This window comes from Mesorhizobium sp. M8A.F.Ca.ET.202.01.1.1, assembly GCF_004791595.1.
Lineage (GTDB): Bacteria > Pseudomonadota > Alphaproteobacteria > Rhizobiales > Rhizobiaceae > Mesorhizobium.
In genome coordinates, this window is record NZ_SRUN01000002.1 from 256,289 (window position 1) to 273,698 (window position 17,410).

Sequence of the window (17,410 nt, forward strand, 5' to 3'; positions counted from 1 at the left end):
TGTTCTACGATTGGTGAACGAGAGTCAAGTGGGCATCAGCGAGCCGCTGGCGTGTTTCGCGGCGCCGCTTGCGAAATTACAGGCTGCTTCGACAACACAAGGGCGGCGTTAAGCCTCATCTCAGCCGTTCAGCCCGTCATAGCGCGACTCCAGAAGCAGACGATCGTTCAGTATTCCTGCCGCATTCACTCGTTCACTGTTTTTTTGGGCGTTCCCAATCGTAGCTTTGGGCCGATTGACGTGTGAAGCCGTAGTCGCAGCATAATCTGATCGATTTCTCCTCCATTTCGAGAGTACGCATCATTCCACTGAAAGCGCGACTCAATTGCTTTGCCAACGATGTGCAATTCGCTACAAACTCTCCAGGGGGAGATTCCGTGCGCGAGACGATATTTGAACATGTTACGGTGTGGTGCCGATGAACCTGCTCGGCCTGCGCCTTATTGCGCAAATCATGAACTGGACCGATGACGGCGTGGCGACGGCCGAGTATACTTGGCTGCGGCTAATGGCCTCGACTAAATATGACGGCTACAGCGATTTCCGAGCGGGATCCCGCTTTATCGAAAACCTGGCAATCTGGCTGAAACAGTTCGATGCCGAGGACCGCCAGACGGCCTATGATTTCATTAAGCACCGGCTCGTCTACATCTCCAATGCAGAGCTTTATCGCGTGATCGAGGCCTTTTATCCAGAAACGGTGACGCCGCATCTGCGGCGCCTTGCCGCCAAGCAGGCCGGCATCCCACCCCATGAGGTTTGGGGCAGCAGCGATGGGGTCGCAGCCTTCAAGCGGATTAAGCGACGCTCGCTATTCATAGGCATGAGCGACGGCAGCCGCATCGACATCATGCGGCGCGCCAACAGCGGCCGCATCACCCAGGAGCAGGTCGTGCCGATGATGAATATCGGCATCGAGAAATGGCTCGATCTTGCGAAGAAAATCAAGGAAGCCGACGCTGGCGACGAGCAGTTCGAGCATGTCTACCTGATCGACGATTTCACCGGCTCAGGTACGACCTTCATTCGCTTCAAGGATGGCGAGTGGAAGGGCAAGCTGCAAAAATTCAACGACATGCTGATCGGTGCGCGCAAGGCGGTTGAGGCACAGGGAAAGACCTTTCCGATCGTCGAGAATTACGCGCTGCATATTCATCATTATATCTCGACCACCCAGGCGCACGAGGCGCTACTCCAACGCACCAAATTGGCCAATCTCGAATGGGCGGACCGAACCTTCGGGTCAATCGATGTGACCCAGGGCACCTTGCTGCCCGCCTCGCTCAAACTCAATCCAGGCGCTGACGACGCCGTCATCGCGCTTTGCGAAAAGTACTATAATCACGCTCTCTACCTTCGGCTGATCGAACATGCTGGCGAGGCAGAGCAGGCCGATCTCAAGATGGGTTATGCCGACTGCGCCTTGCCGCTTATCCTTGAGCACAACACACCTAACAACAGCATTCCACTACTCTGGGCGGAAACGACCAATGAAAATGGTCACGCGATGCAGCCCTTGTTTCGTCGGCGTGATAGGCACGGCTGACCATGGCAAATCCATTTCTCCGCCGCGCCACCGAATACATTCGTGACGACACTACTTTCCTGGAGATCGTGAGTCCGGCGCCACTCACCACATTCCTGGCCGAGCATCCTCGCAAGGCCGACATTTTTGATCTGCCCATCCGCATTGTCGGCGCGCCGGGAAGCGGCAAAACCATGCTGGCCATGCTGGCCGAGTTTCGCCTCGTCGAAACGATCCTGCGCGACCCCACCAACGACACTAACAAGCAGCTTTCCATAGCCCTCGCCGGCGCTGGGTTTCTGCAAGACGGGAAACCCGGGGTCGCAGCTGTCCGCATTCCTATGGAATCCGAGTATCGCGACTTCTGGGAGTTGCCCTATGAGGACAGCGTCAAAACCAAACTCGCCCTGTGGCTGGTCCAGGCGCGCACTATGCTCGCTCTGCTGCGCGGCCTAACCAATGGCGACCATCGCCGGCTCGAGGAGATTCGCTTCATCGCCCGGGACGCATCGGAAGCGCACCTCGAGCAGATCGGCGGGCTGACCGCGACCGGCATTCGCGACCGCGCGCTCGAAGTGCAGCGCGCCATCTATTCAATCGGAGCGAGCTTGCTGCCGCCCGACATCGACAAATTGCCGAAGGCAGCGACTGAACCCTATCAGCCTTTCGAATGCATCCAGGAGATCGATATTCCGTGGATGGGAGAGCGTCTGACGGTCAAGCCGCTCGCTATCCTAGACGACGTACACGCGCTTCACCCAGACCAGTTCGAGCAGATCTTCACCGCGCTCGCGCGACGAGAGATCAAATTCGGACGCTGGCTGATGATGCGGCTCGACGCCCTCAGCCCTGGCGCCGTGTTCCGGTCGGCTCGTAGTGTCGCCACGCATAATCTCAAGCCCGACCGCGACTATGTCGATATCTTCATGCAGGGCGGCGAAAGCCGCGACAAGGAGCGGCGGCGCTTCCGCGACATGGCGGCGGACATGGCAGACCGCTACCTCCCGCGCGTCACCGCCTTCCGCAATCGCAACCTTCCGCCATTTCGACGGCTTGTCCCCGACGAACCACCACGCCTGTCTGAGGCGAAGCTGCGCGAACTCGCGGCTCTCGTCGAGCGCGACCAGCAGCGCTTCGACGTAACTCCGGCGCGGCGCATCTCGATCGAGGAACTGGTGGCCGGCTATCTTGCGGGGACGCAATCTGGCGACCGTGAGCCGGAGGTCGCCCTTGCCATGGTCCGAGTCCTGATGGCGCGTTACGCCAACCGCGTTTCCGATCAGCAGGTATCACTGTTCGAGGACTTTGATCCAGAGCCGCGGACACCGCTCAAGGCGAATGCGCCGGTCGCCGAGGCCGCCAGGCTGCACCTCCACGCGCTGAGCGGGCGTGCCTTCCACTACGGTTTCGACACGCTGTGCGACGCAAGCAACGAAAATGCCGAGCTGTTCCTCCAACTCGCCGGCGCGTTAGTCGCACGCATGGAAACCCAAGCGATCCGGGGACGAGCGCTGGCGCTCCCGGCGAGTGCACAACAGGATGTGCTGAGCGCCAAGGCTGTAGAAATAATGGATGGTTGGGCGTTCCCCTTCGCACGCCGTGTCCGCGCGATGGTCGATGGCATCGCGTCGGACTGCCGTGAAGTCTCGCTGCTGCCCCACGCCCGTCTCGGTGCCGGCGCGAATGCGGTTGGTGTTCTGGAAGAGGAGATGGCCAAGCTTCTACTCTCAAACGACGAGCTTGCGCTCATCCTCAAATATGCCGTCGCCCATGGCGCGATCGAGGTCACTCGGGACTATGGCCAAGGAAGCAAGAACTGGTGCCTCATCGAGCTCAGCGGCGTGGTCGCACTCTCGCATGGGCTGACCTTGCACCGGGGCGGCTTCCTCGAGCGCGATGTTGGCTATCTGCGCGAGCAGGGGGGCTAGGATGGCGCATAACCATTGGGAAAACTGCATCGCCCACTTCGATGCGCAGGTCGACGTGTTCGCAGGGGAATACTTTGGGCGCACAGACGTCCATTGCTTGCTGGTGGCCGCCGCGGGCTTCGACCCCCGATCGCTCGGTATCGCGACGCTTCTCGCCGGTCATCTTGGTGAACGTCTCAAGGGCCTATTCATCCGGGAGGAGCGAGGTACCCCGGACGCGAGTCTCGTCGCGGCGGCCGATCAGAACGCTGTACTACTTAGAGGCCTAGTGCCCGGTTGCGAAATTGCCACGGTTGATATTTTCGGCAACGATAATGCGCCGATCGCCGGAGCGCGCATCGCTTCGGTCATCCGTGGTCACAGCATCGCCGCTGAAACCACCGACATCGTGCTCGACATGACAGCGCTCTCGATCGGCGTCGCGTTTCCCGCCGCGCGCCTCCTGCTCGACTATTGTGAGAGCTGCGGCATCGCTTTCCACATCATGATCGCGTCTAACCCAGAGCTGGACGATGCCATTGCGAGCGAACCGGGTGATCGTCCGATTGCCGTTCGTGGCTTTGCCGGCACCGACCAAAGCGACGCGAAGCTGGAGATCGCGCGAATCTGGGTCCCACAACTGGCCAAAGGGCGCACACGCGCGCTCACTGATATCGGCCGTTCGATCCGCGGCACCTATAAGATCTGTCCGGTAGTGCCGTTCCCGGCACGCGATCCGCGCCGGGCGGACGCGCTGATCGCCGAATATGAGGCTCAGCTCGTAGACGAGTGGCAGGTGGACCCGCGTGATCTCGTATATGTCTCCGAATCCAACCCGTTGGATTGCTATCGGACCTTGAGCATACTCACCAAACGCTACTCCGACGCGGTCGAGCAGGTATTCGTACCGTCGATCATCCTCTCCCCCGTCGGCAGCCGTGTAATGGCCGCAGGGGCGCTCATGGCCGCGATCGAACATGACCTTCCCGTCCAGTATATCGAGACTGTGCGCTACGACTTCGATCCGGAAAAGCCCGCGGTCGCGGCGACACCCGACATGCGCGTCCACCTGCTCCTGTCCGGCCCTGCCTATAGCGAACTTGGCGCTGCATCCGCCGCACCGGCGCCAGATACCGCTGAGACAGTGAGGGACAAAGCAGTATGACCCGATTCGCCGAAAAGCTCGACACGCTGCTGCGCACCGCCGAGTTGGTCGCGAGCGCGGATTTGCGCGTGCTGGCCGAGGCGCTTCGGCAAAGTCGGCACCGCCAGGTGGTCGCGATTGGGTCCGGTGGCTCGGCGATCACAGCGCAGTACTTCGCGCGGTGTAGGGAAACGCTGTTCGAAGCAGCAACCCACGTAGTGACCCCAGCCGAATTCGTCCTCGCCAACGACGAACTTAAGCAGAGTGATGTCTGGTTATTCAGCGCCGGCGCCGACAATGCCGATAGCATCGCCAGTGTGGCCGCCGCTCGCTCGCGCGGTGCCGCACAAATCCATCTACTGACGCGCAACGCCACTGGCGCTGCGGTTCAGGCCATCTCCGCAGACCCTGGCAACACAGTGACCAGCATTCCGGTCGCCGATGCGAAGGACGGGTTTCTCGCCACCCATTCGCTCATTGGTTCGGTCCTCGCACTCTTGTTCGCCAGCGATCTGGTATCGGCCGATCCATTGGGCGAGGCGCTCGTTGCAGCTGTAATCAAACGTCTGCGCGAGTGGATGCACCCAGCAACCCGGCAGGCCATGCAGGCTCAACTCGCCGATGTGCGGAGTGACGATGTCCTGCTGATCGTCGCCGATCCCCAGCTTCGTGCCGTCGCCGAGCTTATCGAGACCTCCGCCTGGGAGGCTGCGCTGTGCCCGATCCAGCGAACCGACCTCCGCAACTTCGCCCATGGTCGCCACACCTGGCTGCATCATAGAGGCGAACGAACCGTCATCCTCGGGCTGATCGGCGATGATAGCCGCGAGATATGGGAGCGCGCGATCTCCCTGTTGCCACAGGCGCTACGGCGCCATGTCTTCGACTTCGGCAATGCCGGGCGCATGCGCACAGCGGCCGGGATTGTCGAAGGCCTAGTAATCGTCGAGGCGATCGGGGCCGCGACCGGCATCGATCCAGGAAAGCCGGGTATCGGCGATTTTGGCCGAAACCTCTACGAGGAAGACGGATTACTCGCTCTTGCGCGTGAGCTTGGGCCAGCGGTCCGACAAAAGCGCTCGGCCGCACTCGAGCGCGATGATGTGACCGACAATCACGTCTGTATCCGGGCTGCCTGCGCCGCGCGACGCGGCGTGCTTGCGGACGCTCGGGTCGGCGCGATCGTCCTCGACTATGACGGCACGATCATTTCTGATGACGAGCGTTTCGGACATCCCCGGACTGCTATCGTCGATGAGCTTGTACGCCTCCATGCGATTGGCGTGCGCATTGCGATCGCCACCGGGCGCGGCGGGTCGGGTGGCAAGGCGCTGAGCGCCGTACTTCCGGTGACGATGCGCGATCACGTGCTCGTCGGCTATTACAACGGTGCTTATATACAGCCTCTCAGCATCGACATCGAGGTGGATCGACCAGCGTCCGATCCAGACCTGGCGCAAAGCTACGCTTGGCTCGAATCACATCCCGAATTATTCTCTGGAGCTTTCGAGGGGCGGTTCAGCGACGTGCAAATTTCGATCAAGCTCGATAATCTCGCTGATCGCTTGGCCTTTCCGGCGGCTCTCGCAGACTGTCCGTCCATCGCGTCCGGCGCCGTTCGGTTTAGGCGCTCAGGCCACAGCATCGATTTCTTTGCGGCCGGCACCAGCAAGCTCAGCGTCGTCGACCGCGTGCGGCAGACGTTGCCGAACGACTTAGCAATTTTGTGCATCGGCGATAGTGGCGGGCGCGATGGTAATGACAATGAGTTGCTATCGCACGCCCATGGGATCAGCGTTGGAACGGTCTGCGACCGCCACGACGGTTGCTGGACTCTGTTCGGCAAGACGCTAACCGGTCCCGAGGCGCTGCTGCGCCTGCTCCAGGCCTTGGAACGTGATGGTGACGGATGCGTTCGTATAGATGTGTCTTCATTGGGACTCGACAGCTTTGCCGAAATAAGTGCAATTGCAGAACATTATGATCCCACAACGTGACGTGATTGATGTCGTCGGCACCGGTTTTACGGTGCTCGATCGGCTTTACGCCGACGGCGATCTTACCGCCGAGGCGCTTGGCGGGTCGTGTGGCAACGTGCTCGTGTCGCTTGCCATGCTTCAAAGGCAGGTCACGCCGGTTTTGGCACTTGGGCTGGATGAGATCGGTGAGCAGTTGCTTGCCGAGTTTGAGATCGCCGGCGCCGATACACGCTACATCCATCGTCATCCTGGACGCCGCTCTCCGGTCTTGCGCCAGGAACTCGACACCCGTTCAGGCCATCACAGCTTCAGTTTCACCTGCTGCGACACTTTCGAGGAATATCCGCGCTATCAGCCGATCGGCCACGAGGAGCTGCAATCTGCGATGGTCGCGTTAGAAAATTGCACACTCTTTTACACTGATCGCCTGTCGCCGGCGATCCTCGACGCGATGGCGCAGGCTTACCATGGCGGTGCGATAATCTATTTCGAACCGTCCGACATCGATCACGCGCTATTCGACGAAGCGCTCGCGATCACTAGCGTGCTTAAATATTCCTCGGATCGTTTGGGCCCCGAGCTCGACGATAAGGTAGCTGCCAGCGCGGCAATGGCGATCGTTACTTACGGCGCCGATGGCCTCGAACTCCGTCACGGTCGTGAGCGGATCTGGTGTGCGGCCTATCCTGCCAAGCAGGTGACGGACACTTGCGGATCAGGCGACATGGTGAGCGTCGGGCTGATCGACTGGCTATTGGCCCGAGCCACGCCGCGGCTCGCGGCCCTGGATATCCATGACCTGATGGGCGGCGTAGTCGCCGGCCAGCGGCTCGCGGCGGAAAATTGCGCATTTGCCGGCGCGCGGGGCGTGTTCCGGCAGCGCGACGTCTCTTATGTGCGGTCCATCCTAGAGCATGCGCGTCGCGATTTCCCGACCTAGGCCGCCGCCGCCACCGGCGTTTCGCGGCGGAACTCCGCGCGCAACTCCATCAACAGCACGCCGAGCATATTCTTGCCGACCCCGTTCACTTCGCCCCAAAGGCGATTGACATCATTGTCGACGGTGGCGCTCTCCACCAAACGAGCATCGCCTGTAGAGAGCAGCAGATTGCGCAGGTCGGGATGCTGCTCGAACTTGGCCCGGAGCACCCCGCGCATTCGGTCGAATTTGCCGACCGACCAGCCTGGCGCGACATCCCAATAATACAGGCCGTGCGCGGCCATCGCTAGTAATGCCGGGGACGGCGCACTCATCAGCCAGTCGCGGACAGCCTTCTTGCGCGGCTTCCCCGCCTGGTAGGCATGCTCGCTCGTGGCGAAGCGCTGACCCTCAAACTCGATTTCGCACCGATAAAGATTGCTGAACGCACCGTAGGGCCGCTCGCTGGCTCGATAGAAGCGGATTTCATCTGCCATCATGTGCCTCTTGCAAATTTGCACATTTTGTTACATGCAAATCTGCATGAAGGCAAATGAAAATCAGATTTCTGTACTCCGCGCAAGAATCGTCGCAGCGCGCACCGATTGCGCACTCACTGACACGCAGATCGGCGCTGTAGTTGGGGTGCATGCCAGCCAGGTCGGCCGCATCACGCGTGGCAAGTTTCGCCGCATCAGCGAAAGCGTGGTGCAAATTTGCAAGGTATTGGGGCTGGAAATGGACTCAACCGTGATCGAGCCCAACGCCGAAACTGCCGCCTGGACGAAGTTGCAGGCGAGCTTACGCGGCCTATGGGACAAGACCCCTGAGGGTGCCGACAAGATCGTACGAGTGCTCGATACCATCGGGGCGCTTCGCGAGCGCTAACCTCTTGCTGTCGCTCGTCTGGGATTCGGTGAGATAGATCAGCCTGCGCCATCTGTGCGGACGTTTGGTCTCGCTGCGTCTTTCCGAAATCTGCCAAGCAGCTTCCGGCCCCAAACGAGACATTCGCTGTATACGACCGTGTGCGGCTGGTGCCGGATCGGCGCAAGCTTTCTTTTAGATCTCGCCAAATCGCCTTCGGTGGAGATATGGGCCACTAACGCGCTTCATATCTCTTGATGGCCAGTGCTGCCGTCGCCTCTCTCCCTCATTTCATAGAGCTCACCAACGACCTCTCGAACTGGCTGATCTGGCCCAAGGACGGCTGAAGCCTCGACCGCCTATGCCGCAACGGTGCGTCGCGCGTTTCTTCCCCTGGGCAAGGCCATTCCTCGCGGAACCAAGAAACGCGCGCCTGCGCCATCCTCCGCTTTGCTGCGGTCGCAAGCGATGCGGCGGCGGTCGCCTTCGGCCTCTCGATCGCCATCGAGGTCGCATGGTGCGGGCTCGGAAACGAAGAACGGAGACTGAAAATGGCTACCATCGGCACTTTCAAGAAGACCAATGCGAACGAGTTCACCGGCGAGATCGTCACCCTCAGCGTCCAGGCCAAGGGCGTGCGCATCATTCCCGACACCCGGGCCAGCGGCGAGAATGCTCCAAGCCACCGCGTGGTGGTCGGCAAGGCCGAAATCGGCGCCGCCTGGTCCAAGCGCTCCAACGAGGGTCGCGACTATCTCGGGCTCAAGCTCGACGATCCGAGCTTCACCGCTCCGATCTACGCCAACCTCTTCGCCGACGAAGAAGGCGAGGGCCACAGCCTCATCTGGTCCCGCCCCAACCGCCGCAACGGCGAGTAAATCGGCAGACGCCTCGCCCGGTACCGGGCGAGGCGTCTCCTGCCGGAGATCGCGGAAGTTTGCCTATGAATAATCGGAACGGCGGGAGAGGCGCACGCCCACACCGCCACCATTCTCTGGGATAAACTGAATACCTGCGGATTCGAATGCGCGTCGTAACGCGTCAATAGTGACTCTGTTTGCTCTTATCGGGCCGGCCTGAGGCTCTAGTCGCTTGATTGTCGCGAGGGAAACCTTCGACTGTTCCGCAAGCGTTTTTTGATCCCATTGAAGCAAAGCGCGTGCGGCTCGCATTTGTCCGCTTGTAAGTTCATCTATACCAAAAGTATCATTTGATGCCATGGGGCTTGATTTTTTGTCCGCGTTCATCTAAATCACCACTGTTACCGACGCATGTGGCCCGGGAGGGTGACCTCCAAGGTCTGCAATGCTGCGGCGAAACGGTCGAGCAGAGTGCAGGAACACCCGTGCCCGACCTGACCAAAACCAAGCTGTGTAGAGCTCGGATCATGGCTGATTCCGACATTACCACGACTTTGCCTTCCGTCACGCGTGGACGGAAATCGCGCAGTTCGTTGACCGCAGGGCATCCTAAGCCTTTGGCTGGCCATGGAGCCGAAAATCAGCCGTCAGCCGATCCCGCCCTCGTTCTGTCCCTTGCCTGGATTGAAGCGCACGTTGCGATGCTGGCTTCTTGTGTCCGGCAGCAGCAGGCGGACGAGGGGCTCTTAAGGCGCGGCGCGATCTTGTCTTCCGACGAAGTCATTGGGCGCGAGGAGGGGGCTGACGCCGACTGTGGCGGTCTCGATGCCCGGACGACGGAGCAGGATGACGCTGAAAAGGCAGACGCCTTGCTGGCTGAGATTGTGGCGACGCCAGCGCAGTCCTTGGCGGGCGTGGTCGCCAAGCTCGCGGTCATCCTTCGGGAGGCGACTGACAACACCGACCTTTGCGAATTTCCGCTGCCGCACATCCGCTCGGCCTTGGCCGATCTGCGGCGCCTCACGCATGAAACGATAAGCGACGAGCCTACCGGCTGGCCCGCAGGCGATCAGTCTATCGGCGTGCTGTTCGAGCAGCCTGCATCATCTTTCGCCGCCTGGCGCGCCTTCAGCGCTTGGAGCCAGGGCGATGATGACGCGTATCGCGCCTGGACGGACACTTTCAAGACACTGCAAGGCGCGAGCCAGTAGGCACCGCAAGTCTAGGCCTGACTGCTCGGCGCCGAGATCGCTCTTTGTTCATTCGTCAATGACGGAATCCAAGGATTTCGCTCAACGCCGCGTCCCCCTATCAAATCCTTGAGAAGGGAAGGATACGGATGAAGCCGGATACATCGCAGTGGCGTGACCCACAGGCATATGCGTTCGTTAAAGGGGCCGCCGCCGATGCGATTGCATGGGAGTTCCTGCGACGCAATCCCCAGTATCAGCAGGACTTCGCGGTCTCCCGCTCGGCCAAGGCGATGCGCGCATTGCGCAAGCGCTGGGGTTTGCAGTTTCGCCGCCAGGCCTGACCAATCCGCAGTCGAGCAGCCCGTATATTGGGCGCCTCAGATCGATCCTGGGGTCGTGAACCTAGTCGAAGTTCCGCCGGATCTGCGAGCGCGGGAGGTCCTCGACGTTCCGCTGGCCACGGGTCAGCGTGATGAAATCGGCCTTCACGTGCGCTCTACGTCAGGCGCTACGCAACTGGCGCTTCTCGGCGATGCGCAGGCAGGCGAACCGTTGGCCGCCATAATTCCACTCGATGACATGGCGCACGAAAGGCTTCAGGCGATCGAGCGGTTCATCCGCTCGATCCATAGGCAGCACCTTCCCGATGCCCGCTTGACCGGGGCACAGCGCCGGCGTCTTGGCCTGATGCTGCGATGCCTTGACGGCCGTGAGGAGCAGGCATCTCATTTCGACGTCGCAACCGCCTTGTTTGGCCGTCGGCTAGTCAGCGTCGCCGACTGGCACGACTCGGCCTTTCGCTATCAGACGCAACGCCTTGTGCGGGACGGCCTGAAAATGGTCGAGCGCGGCTATCGCCAGTTGCTGCGCGTTCGACGGCGCCTTTCCTGAAGAGGCTCCGTCCGGCGCCTGGTCCACTTATTGCGCTATCGGCAGGCGTACGATCCTGGAGTGAACGGCTGCTCAGCGCCAATCTCGGTCACTGCTTCCGATTTGACCACCCGCCGAATGCAGACGGGTGGTTAGCGATGCTGGCGCTGGGATCGCCGTTTGTGTTGGCCGTGAGATCAGTCTCGCGGTTTACTAAAGCCAGCATTGTCGGAATTTGGTGGGTGGGTCTTTCCGCCGAAGAATGAGGGGGCGCCAGTGCGGGGTAGTGCCGCTGTCTGTAAATACGAATCATTTCGGTGAAATTAATCCGCTGTAATGCGCAAGGCGTTCAGTGTCTCCGGCGTAATGGTGCCTGTTACCTTGAGATTGTAATCCGACTGCATTGTCAGGAGCCCAGATCGCATCGCAGGGCTCATCTTTCCATCCAACTCGCCATTGTAATAGCCGAACGATAGCATCGCGAACTGAACCTGGAGGACGATCTCCTTGAATTTGGCAGCGGTCCCTGGAAGCACGACCAGCGGCGACGCCGCAGCCGGCGGAGCGGCGGTCGGCGCCTGGTAGGTCGGCGCGGGCGCCTGATAGACTGGCGCCGGAGCTTGATAGACAGGCGCTGGAGATTGATAGACCGGGGCACGCGGCAAATAGGTGCCGCCCGTCGATGATCGATGGCTGCTGTGAGAGCTGTGACTGCTGTGGCTGGAGTGAGATCTGTGACCGGCCAAGGTGAACTTGTGGTCAAGCTTGAAAATGTCGAACAATGATTTCGACTTGCCTCCGTCAATGAACGGAGCAATCGGCATTGCGATACTTTCAATCGGCATGAAGCCGGCAGCGAGCAACGACGGGATCGTAAAGAGCCGCTTTTTCACGCGAGACCGAACCTTTCGTACCCATGCGTTTTCGGGTGCCATTCGAAGAAACCGCCGCAGTCGTCACGCAGTACGCAGCCAGCGCATTCCGAGAGGTAAGTTCGCTTCCAATCTGAAATCGTCGACGGGGCCAGCGTCCGATAGTTGGGCGGAAGCGTGCACAGCGGAAAATTGTACAGTATGGCGTCAATTCCGCGGCTGATGGCGAGATCGAGGGCCTTGCCAACCACGTCGAAACCTGTGGAGCTGTCGAAGAACAACGAGTGCCAGTTCTGCCTGCCGTAGCCGATGTTCTCGAGCTGCATGATCGCCCATTTGTCGATGAAGGGCAGCGATGTCGTCACAAACTTGGCCAAATCCGCCAGACCGAGGGCGTTCGGCTTCATAAGCACCGTACGCAATTCGATTTTTGCGCCGGCCTGGCAAAGGATTGACAGGCCTTCTCTAACTTTGTCGAACGCACCTGGCTTTGCCACGATCCGGTCATGAACCTCGGGGTCGCTCGAGTAGACGGGAACACCCCAAAGGACACGATTTAAATTCAGCTCGCCGAGCTTAGCCAGATCAACGCGGTCAAAGTGTTGCGCATTGGTCAGAACGTGGAAATCAATGTCGGGCCGCGCTGCCAGCATTCGCCCCAGGAACTCGAGCAGTTCCGATTTGAAGAGCGTCGGCTCTCCGCCAGATAGACCGATCGTTGCGTTTTCTGGCGAGAGAAGGACTGCCGTCTCAAAAAACGGAAACATGTCTACGTGGTGCGCTTTCGGCGGCTGCGAACACATCAGACAAAGCTGGTCGCATCGTTCGGTAACCAGCAGCGTGTTGTGACGGGAATTTGCCCGGATGAGACGGTGTGCAGTCCCCCGTCGAGGCACAACAAACAGCACGTCGCCATTTACGTCACTGGGGTCGATTCCGTAGACACGGAGCGTTCCCTCTCCGCCCGAAAAGTCTGCACTTTCGCCGGATGCGTTACCCAGCACCGCATCGAACGAGCTGAGCGTTGGCGTGTCGTGGGCAACGCCCTCGAAGGACCGGAGTCGAACCACATATGGATCGATCGCGTTAGTCTCAATTTTGAGGCGAAGCGGGATCATGCGTGGACCGGGACCATGTGATCTCCCCAGGAGGGAACTCCGGCCCATTTGGCGACGGATTGCCGAGCTGCGTCGTCGCAACGCGTCATCACCTCTACGACTTTGTCGAATAGAGAAATATGCCGTCTGCAGAACCACGTCTCACTGCGAATGAGATCGATATGGCCGTCGCGAGACAGATCGTCGACGACGTCCGTGCCGCAAAAAGGCTGATAAACACAGTGGATGCAATCGGCATCGAAGTTGTTCATCGATGCTTGATTGAGTAGCTGCACCTTTTGCTGATTGATGCCGTCGGCCACTGTTCCAATCGAGAGATCGACACGTCCGATCCGCGACAGCATCCTGGCTTCGTCCGTCGGGTATAACTGCCCATCGTGATCGACAACGATGTAGTCGGACGCGAAGAAATTCGGATTGCGAAGATCGACATGATCATCGGTGCCTGATCTCAAGAATCGCCGCAGGCACTGGCTGAAATAGTACTCTTCAACGTATCGGCCGGTGCGGTGATTACGTTCGATGAGATAATCGATGAAACCTGAATGGAGCGCATTCCATCGAGCGATCGCATTGGCATCGCTCTTGCGCCGGCGCGCAAAGCCTTGGTGGTTTATCGGACGGAGATATATCGACGGTATGCCATGCCGCTCGAAGTTACCGATGAGATCCTCAAAATTCGGCGGACGCTCAACGTCGATGGTTGGCAGGGCGGAAACCTTGCCGGGGCCGAGACGCCTGACAGCTTCAGCCAAATTTCCGAGGAATGTATCGGTCGCCAGACTGTCGCCAGTCCGCTGCCGGGTGTGTGTCTCGTGGTTCCCATCCAGTGACGTGCTGACGAACGTGTCCGGCTGATCAAGAAAAGCCCACTCCACCTCACCCATGCGCTGGAGGTTGGTGCAAACGACAAACTGGCTGCGCGGAAATCTTGTGCGGGTGAAAGCTCTGATCTGCTCGAGCAGATCAACGCGAAGCAAAGGCTCCCCGCCCTGAAACTCGATCTTGATATCAGGACCATTCAAATTGCCGATGAAGTCGAGCGCCGCGTTCAATGTTTCGTTGGACCAGTCGAAGCCCCGTGCGGCCTCAGGGGCCCGGGAAACCTGGCAATAGCTGCAAGTCAGATTGCAACGCAAAGTCGGAACGAGAATGAGATACGACAGCTCTTGCTGCTTCGACTGCCTGCCCGCCCAACGATAGGCAAAGGATGTCCAATCAGGATCGCCTTCGCGTTCAAACGTATGTCCATTGCCACGAAGAAATCTCTGGTCGTCGGCCGAGAGCGCATCGCGTGCGTATCTCCCTAGAAACTCGTCGCTACCGAGAAAGAACCCACCGGCATCGTCGCTAAACAGAAGCTTTCCGTCCGGGCGATCTCTGAATTTGAGCGGCCATACGGTCATCTGGCGGTGACCGCCCCGATCAACGCTTGTCGCAGCGGAAGCGTTTCCGAGTAGATCTTCTCACGATAGATGGCGTGAAGGACATTCTTTCGCAAATCGTCCAGCCTCTCCGGCGGAATCTCTTCTACCGCTACGCCGTGACCCGAGGCCGAAAACCGTAGCGACGGATACTGGACTTGTAGTCGAATTAATGCGCCTTCCACAAAACACTGAAAGTTCTGCGGAATCTCGATTGTAGCCTGTCCGAGAAAGCGCGACGCCCCCACGTACCAAGTCCTCCCTCCCAACAAACTATACCCAAAACTGGATTATGGGAATTAGTGCAGTTGAACTTCGATTTTCAGTGACCACCGAAATCACTGATGGTTGGGCTTGTTGCTGAACGGACGGCAGTTTTGCGCCTATTTTCGGTCATTCAGGTTCGCTTGACGATTACCTAAACCTGTCATTCGGGGCCGATGTCCGCTCAGGTCCCTAAAGCTGGTTCCGCCATGTTCCGGGATCGGGCCACCTATTGTAGGCGGGTACAGTCCTTCTACCTGATCAGATGCAGGTGTGAATCTCGACTTCAATAAGCTTGGTGGCCGCCCACGTCGCGAAGCTTGCTCCTCCGACACCGATGAGACCAACTACCACGAAAACCACGCGGTGCCAGAAGGCACGATTCGTCAGCTGCTCGAACGCCGTGTTGAAGTCACCCCTTACCTCGGCAAAATCCTTGACCAGCCGATCTTGTTGGCGCCCGAACTCAAACGCTATGGCCTTGAGAGTCAGCCATTGGTTCACGATGCTCGCGAGAAGGAACAGGACGAATATCCAGGCGCCGGCTATCACCGCGATGTTCGTCCATACCTCAACTCCACAAGCCTTTGCGACCTTGAGTTGCGAAGCGACGACGATCGTGGCGATAGGGATGCCGAGTATCTGACCTTGAAGGTCCACGAAAGTCTTGTGGATGCGGGTGATGAATTCGGCCTGCGCGGTTTCGACCTCTCGCCGGATCTTGGAATAGGTGAAGCTGGAGGCGAATAGCCGGTAGCCTGCGGCCACCTTTTCGACGATCTCCCCGACCCCACGCATGACATGGCGGAACCTCTGTCCGGTCGGCAGACCTGCGACTAGGTCTATGACGGCCTCCGACAGGATCGTGAGCTTCTGCTCGAGATGCACTGGATCCGCGAACAGTCCGACGAGTTTTGCGACTTGGTCAGCCTTGAGGCTGGTCAGGTCCTTCTCATCGTAGTTTACCGGGATTGCTATGCGGCCATCGCGAAAGAAGACGAGTTCCTGCTGAACTCCATCGAGGAAGGCGGCAGCCCGCGCCAGCAATGCCACCAGCGAAAGAACTGATCGGTATCTCAGTTGTAGGTCCGACGGTGGTTGAGAGTGCCGGGTCAACCTGCCGTCCACGACGAAGTAATTGGCCGGCTCTTCCACACGGGCTTTCGGTCCAGCAATCAGGTTGGCGAAGGACAATGCGAACCTGCCGTGCGACGTCCGCGGCGCATTGAACTGGACATGCGCTTGCTTGCCCAGCTCGACCTGATCTCTTTCGGTGAGCAACGCCATGCCGGCATCGGCGGCTGCGTCCTCGTCCTGGTCAATCAGCAGAAGGGCGTTCAGTATGGGCTGCGTAGTGATGGTCAGCGTGCCGGTGCCATCATCGGCGAAGGCCGTGACGGCATAGATGGGCTCGATGTCTTGCCAACCGAGCCTAGGCATCTTCGAATTCACCGCTCAACCTGTCCTTCAATTCAGCAGGCAGATTGCGCAAGGTGAGCGTCTGCTTCTCTGGATCGTAGGTCACCTCGCCTTCCTGGATCGCCTTGCGGTCGAACTCAAGTGACCAGTGGTCCGTGCGCCCTTTGAAACGGACTAGGGTGTTCAGCACTGCCCTGTTGGGTATGAACCAGTCATTGAGCTTCAGGTCCGGGTTGGCGAGGTAATCGCGGAGGCTCCCTGGATCCTCGGGCAGCAACTCGTTGGTGAGTGCGTCGAATGAGAGTTCCTCCCGCTTGAACGCAGCGCGGTCGCAAATTTCCTTGGCTTTGGTCAGGAAGGCCGTCTTCGCCTCGGGCTTCAGGCTCTTATCGTCGGCGAAGGACATCAAGGCCTCCACCAGGTTCTTGGTGTCGGCCTTCTCCTGCACGGAGTCGATGCAGCCGAGGAAAGCCTGAAAATATTCGGCGACGTTCCCTTTGCCCTTGAGGAACCCTATGTAGCGATCCTCCTTGTTCGCCCATCCGGTGATGTTGATGCGCCCGGCGAACCTGAATCCTTCGATGTCGAGATGAGCCACATCGTGTACGTCGTTCTGCTGGGTAAGCGCAGCGCTGAGCGTATCGGTGACGATAGCGACCATGAGATAGTGCCGCTCGTCCCGGGTGAAGTGCGCGAAGAAAACGTGACCACCAGTGGCAGCCGCTTTGGTCTGGGCGTTTACCGCCAACGTCTTCATCAGCGATTCCGTAAGGGTAGCGAAATCCTTCTCCTCGGCCTCCACGTATTCTCGAAGATGCCGTTGAGTGGGGTAGTTGTCCTCATCATCGGAGAATTTACCATGGGACTTGGACGTGCGGCGGCCATAGAGCTTGTCCAGTACGTCCACGAGTCGCTGGACCGGTTCGGTGACCTTCAAATTCGATTTGCCCAACGCGATGTCGAACTTGTCGGCGTCCTTCTTCAGGTCATGCACGGCAACGCTGATGATGCTGTTTTCTGCCAATGGTCTCTCCCCCGTAGGCGACCAG

At 59.3% G+C, this 17,410-nt stretch carries 17 protein-coding genes; 10 read left to right on the forward strand and 7 right to left on the reverse strand.

The features are described from left to right. Positions 1-418: 418 nt before the first annotated feature. The 5 genes from EN845_RS05995 to EN845_RS06015 are packed head-to-tail and all read left to right on the forward strand — an operon-like array spanning position 419 to position 7,495. A complete protein-coding gene (locus EN845_RS05995; protein WP_135906806.1) occupies positions 419-1,546 on the forward strand; it encodes a hypothetical protein in 1,128 nt (375 codons plus the stop codon). Positions 1,547-1,548: 2 nt separating this feature from the next. Then, positions 1,549-3,453, forward strand: coding sequence for a hypothetical protein (locus tag EN845_RS06000; RefSeq protein ID WP_135906807.1), 1,905 nt, complete (start codon positions 1,549-1,551; stop codon positions 3,451-3,453). Position 3,454: 1 nt separating this feature from the next. Then, the gene (locus EN845_RS06005; protein ID WP_135906808.1) at positions 3,455-4,597 is read left to right on the forward strand and encodes a hypothetical protein; all 1,143 of its coding nucleotides are present in this window, start codon (positions 3,455-3,457) and stop codon (positions 4,595-4,597) included. Then, complete coding sequence (locus EN845_RS06010; protein WP_135906809.1) at positions 4,594-6,573, forward strand: HAD hydrolase family protein; 1,980 nt, start codon at positions 4,594-4,596, stop codon at positions 6,571-6,573. The genes EN845_RS06005 and EN845_RS06010 overlap by 4 nt, the downstream gene beginning before the upstream one ends. Then, positions 6,557-7,495, forward strand: a complete 939-nt coding sequence (locus EN845_RS06015; protein WP_135906810.1) for a PfkB family carbohydrate kinase — start codon at positions 6,557-6,559, stop codon at positions 7,493-7,495. Before EN845_RS06010 ends, EN845_RS06015 begins: the two co-directional genes overlap by 17 nt. Here the strand turns inward: EN845_RS06015 and EN845_RS06020 are convergent. Then, positions 7,492-7,971, reverse strand: a complete 480-nt coding sequence (locus tag EN845_RS06020) for an NADAR family protein (RefSeq protein WP_135906811.1) — start codon at positions 7,969-7,971, stop codon at positions 7,492-7,494. The genes EN845_RS06015 and EN845_RS06020 overlap by 4 nt on opposite strands. Positions 7,972-8,017: 46 nt before the next feature. Between EN845_RS06020 and EN845_RS06025 the strand changes: the two genes are divergently transcribed. Together EN845_RS06025 and EN845_RS06030 are read left to right on the forward strand one after the other, a co-directional pair. Further along, a complete protein-coding gene (locus tag EN845_RS06025; RefSeq protein ID WP_135906812.1) occupies positions 8,018-8,362 on the forward strand; it encodes a hypothetical protein in 345 nt (114 codons plus the stop codon). Positions 8,363-8,892: 530 nt separating this feature from the next. Further along, entirely contained in the window at positions 8,893-9,219 is a 327-nt protein-coding gene (locus EN845_RS06030; protein WP_135906813.1) for a DUF736 domain-containing protein, read from the forward strand. 63 nt (positions 9,220-9,282) lie between these two features. On the opposite strand, the gene EN845_RS06035 is transcribed toward EN845_RS06030, so the two are convergent. Then, entirely contained in the window at positions 9,283-9,588 is a 306-nt protein-coding gene (locus tag EN845_RS06035) for a transcriptional regulator (RefSeq protein ID WP_245511644.1), read from the reverse strand. 98 nt (positions 9,589-9,686) lie between these two features. Between EN845_RS06035 and EN845_RS06040 the strand changes: the two genes are divergently transcribed. The 3 genes from EN845_RS06040 (at position 9,687) to EN845_RS06050 (ending at position 11,285) form a co-directional block, all read left to right on the forward strand. After that, the gene (locus EN845_RS06040) at positions 9,687-10,412 is read left to right on the forward strand and encodes a hypothetical protein (protein ID WP_245511645.1); all 726 of its coding nucleotides are present in this window, start codon (positions 9,687-9,689) and stop codon (positions 10,410-10,412) included. A 128-nt stretch (positions 10,413-10,540) separates the two neighbouring features. Then, complete coding sequence (locus EN845_RS06045; RefSeq protein ID WP_135906814.1) at positions 10,541-10,735, forward strand: DUF6499 domain-containing protein; 195 nt, start codon at positions 10,541-10,543, stop codon at positions 10,733-10,735. A 55-nt stretch (positions 10,736-10,790) separates the two neighbouring features. Then, the gene (locus EN845_RS06050; RefSeq protein WP_135906815.1) at positions 10,791-11,285 is read left to right on the forward strand and encodes a DUF2285 domain-containing protein; all 495 of its coding nucleotides are present in this window, start codon (positions 10,791-10,793) and stop codon (positions 11,283-11,285) included. Positions 11,286-11,587: 302 nt separating this feature from the next. Here the strand turns inward: EN845_RS06050 and hxsA are convergent, their stop codons facing one another. The 5 genes from hxsA to EN845_RS06075 form a co-directional block, all read right to left on the reverse strand. After that, entirely contained in the window at positions 11,588-12,157 is a 570-nt protein-coding gene (gene hxsA, locus EN845_RS06055) for a His-Xaa-Ser repeat protein HxsA (RefSeq protein ID WP_135906816.1), read from the reverse strand. Further along, a complete protein-coding gene (hxsC, locus tag EN845_RS06060) occupies positions 12,154-13,254 on the reverse strand; it encodes a His-Xaa-Ser system radical SAM maturase HxsC (RefSeq protein ID WP_135906817.1) in 1,101 nt (366 codons plus the stop codon). The genes hxsA and hxsC overlap by 4 nt, the downstream gene beginning before the upstream one ends. Continuing rightward, entirely contained in the window at positions 13,251-14,660 is a 1,410-nt protein-coding gene (hxsB, locus tag EN845_RS06065) for a His-Xaa-Ser system radical SAM maturase HxsB (protein WP_135906818.1), read from the reverse strand. Before hxsB ends, hxsC begins: the two co-directional genes overlap by 4 nt. A 543-nt stretch (positions 14,661-15,203) precedes the next feature. Beyond that, positions 15,204-16,394 (reverse strand): hypothetical protein, encoded by a 1,191-nt coding sequence (locus tag EN845_RS06070; RefSeq protein WP_135906819.1) that lies wholly within the window; start codon positions 16,392-16,394, stop codon positions 15,204-15,206. Then, a complete protein-coding gene (locus EN845_RS06075) occupies positions 16,375-17,385 on the reverse strand; it encodes a nucleoid-associated protein (RefSeq protein ID WP_167531260.1) in 1,011 nt (336 codons plus the stop codon). The genes EN845_RS06070 and EN845_RS06075 overlap by 20 nt, the downstream gene beginning before the upstream one ends. Between the last annotated feature and the right edge of the window lie 25 nt (positions 17,386-17,410).

What these genes read in the sequence shown, in the direction of transcription:
- EN845_RS05995 (WP_135906806.1), top strand. Translation starts at nt 419, where the DNA reads ATGAACCTGCTCGGCCTGCGCCTTATTGCGCAAATCATGAACTGGACC.
- EN845_RS06000 (WP_135906807.1), top strand. Translation starts at nt 1,549, where the DNA reads ATGGCAAATCCATTTCTCCGCCGCGCCACCGAATACATTCGTGACGAC.
- EN845_RS06005 (WP_135906808.1), top strand. Translation starts at nt 3,455, where the DNA reads ATGGCGCATAACCATTGGGAAAACTGCATCGCCCACTTCGATGCGCAG.
- EN845_RS06010 (WP_135906809.1), top strand. Translation starts at nt 4,594, where the DNA reads ATGACCCGATTCGCCGAAAAGCTCGACACGCTGCTGCGCACCGCCGAG.
- EN845_RS06015 (WP_135906810.1), top strand. Translation starts at nt 6,557, where the DNA reads ATGATCCCACAACGTGACGTGATTGATGTCGTCGGCACCGGTTTTACG.
- EN845_RS06020 (WP_135906811.1), bottom strand. Translation starts at nt 7,971, where the DNA reads ATGGCAGATGAAATCCGCTTCTATCGAGCCAGCGAGCGGCCCTACGGT.
- EN845_RS06025 (WP_135906812.1), top strand. Translation starts at nt 8,018, where the DNA reads ATGAAGGCAAATGAAAATCAGATTTCTGTACTCCGCGCAAGAATCGTC.
- EN845_RS06030 (WP_135906813.1), top strand. Translation starts at nt 8,893, where the DNA reads ATGGCTACCATCGGCACTTTCAAGAAGACCAATGCGAACGAGTTCACC.
- EN845_RS06035 (WP_245511644.1), bottom strand. Translation starts at nt 9,588, where the DNA reads ATGAACGCGGACAAAAAATCAAGCCCCATGGCATCAAATGATACTTTT.
- EN845_RS06045 (WP_135906814.1), top strand. Translation starts at nt 10,541, where the DNA reads ATGAAGCCGGATACATCGCAGTGGCGTGACCCACAGGCATATGCGTTC.
- hxsC (WP_135906817.1), bottom strand. Translation starts at nt 13,254, where the DNA reads ATGATCCCGCTTCGCCTCAAAATTGAGACTAACGCGATCGATCCATAT.
- hxsB (WP_135906818.1), bottom strand. Translation starts at nt 14,660, where the DNA reads ATGACCGTATGGCCGCTCAAATTCAGAGATCGCCCGGACGGAAAGCTT.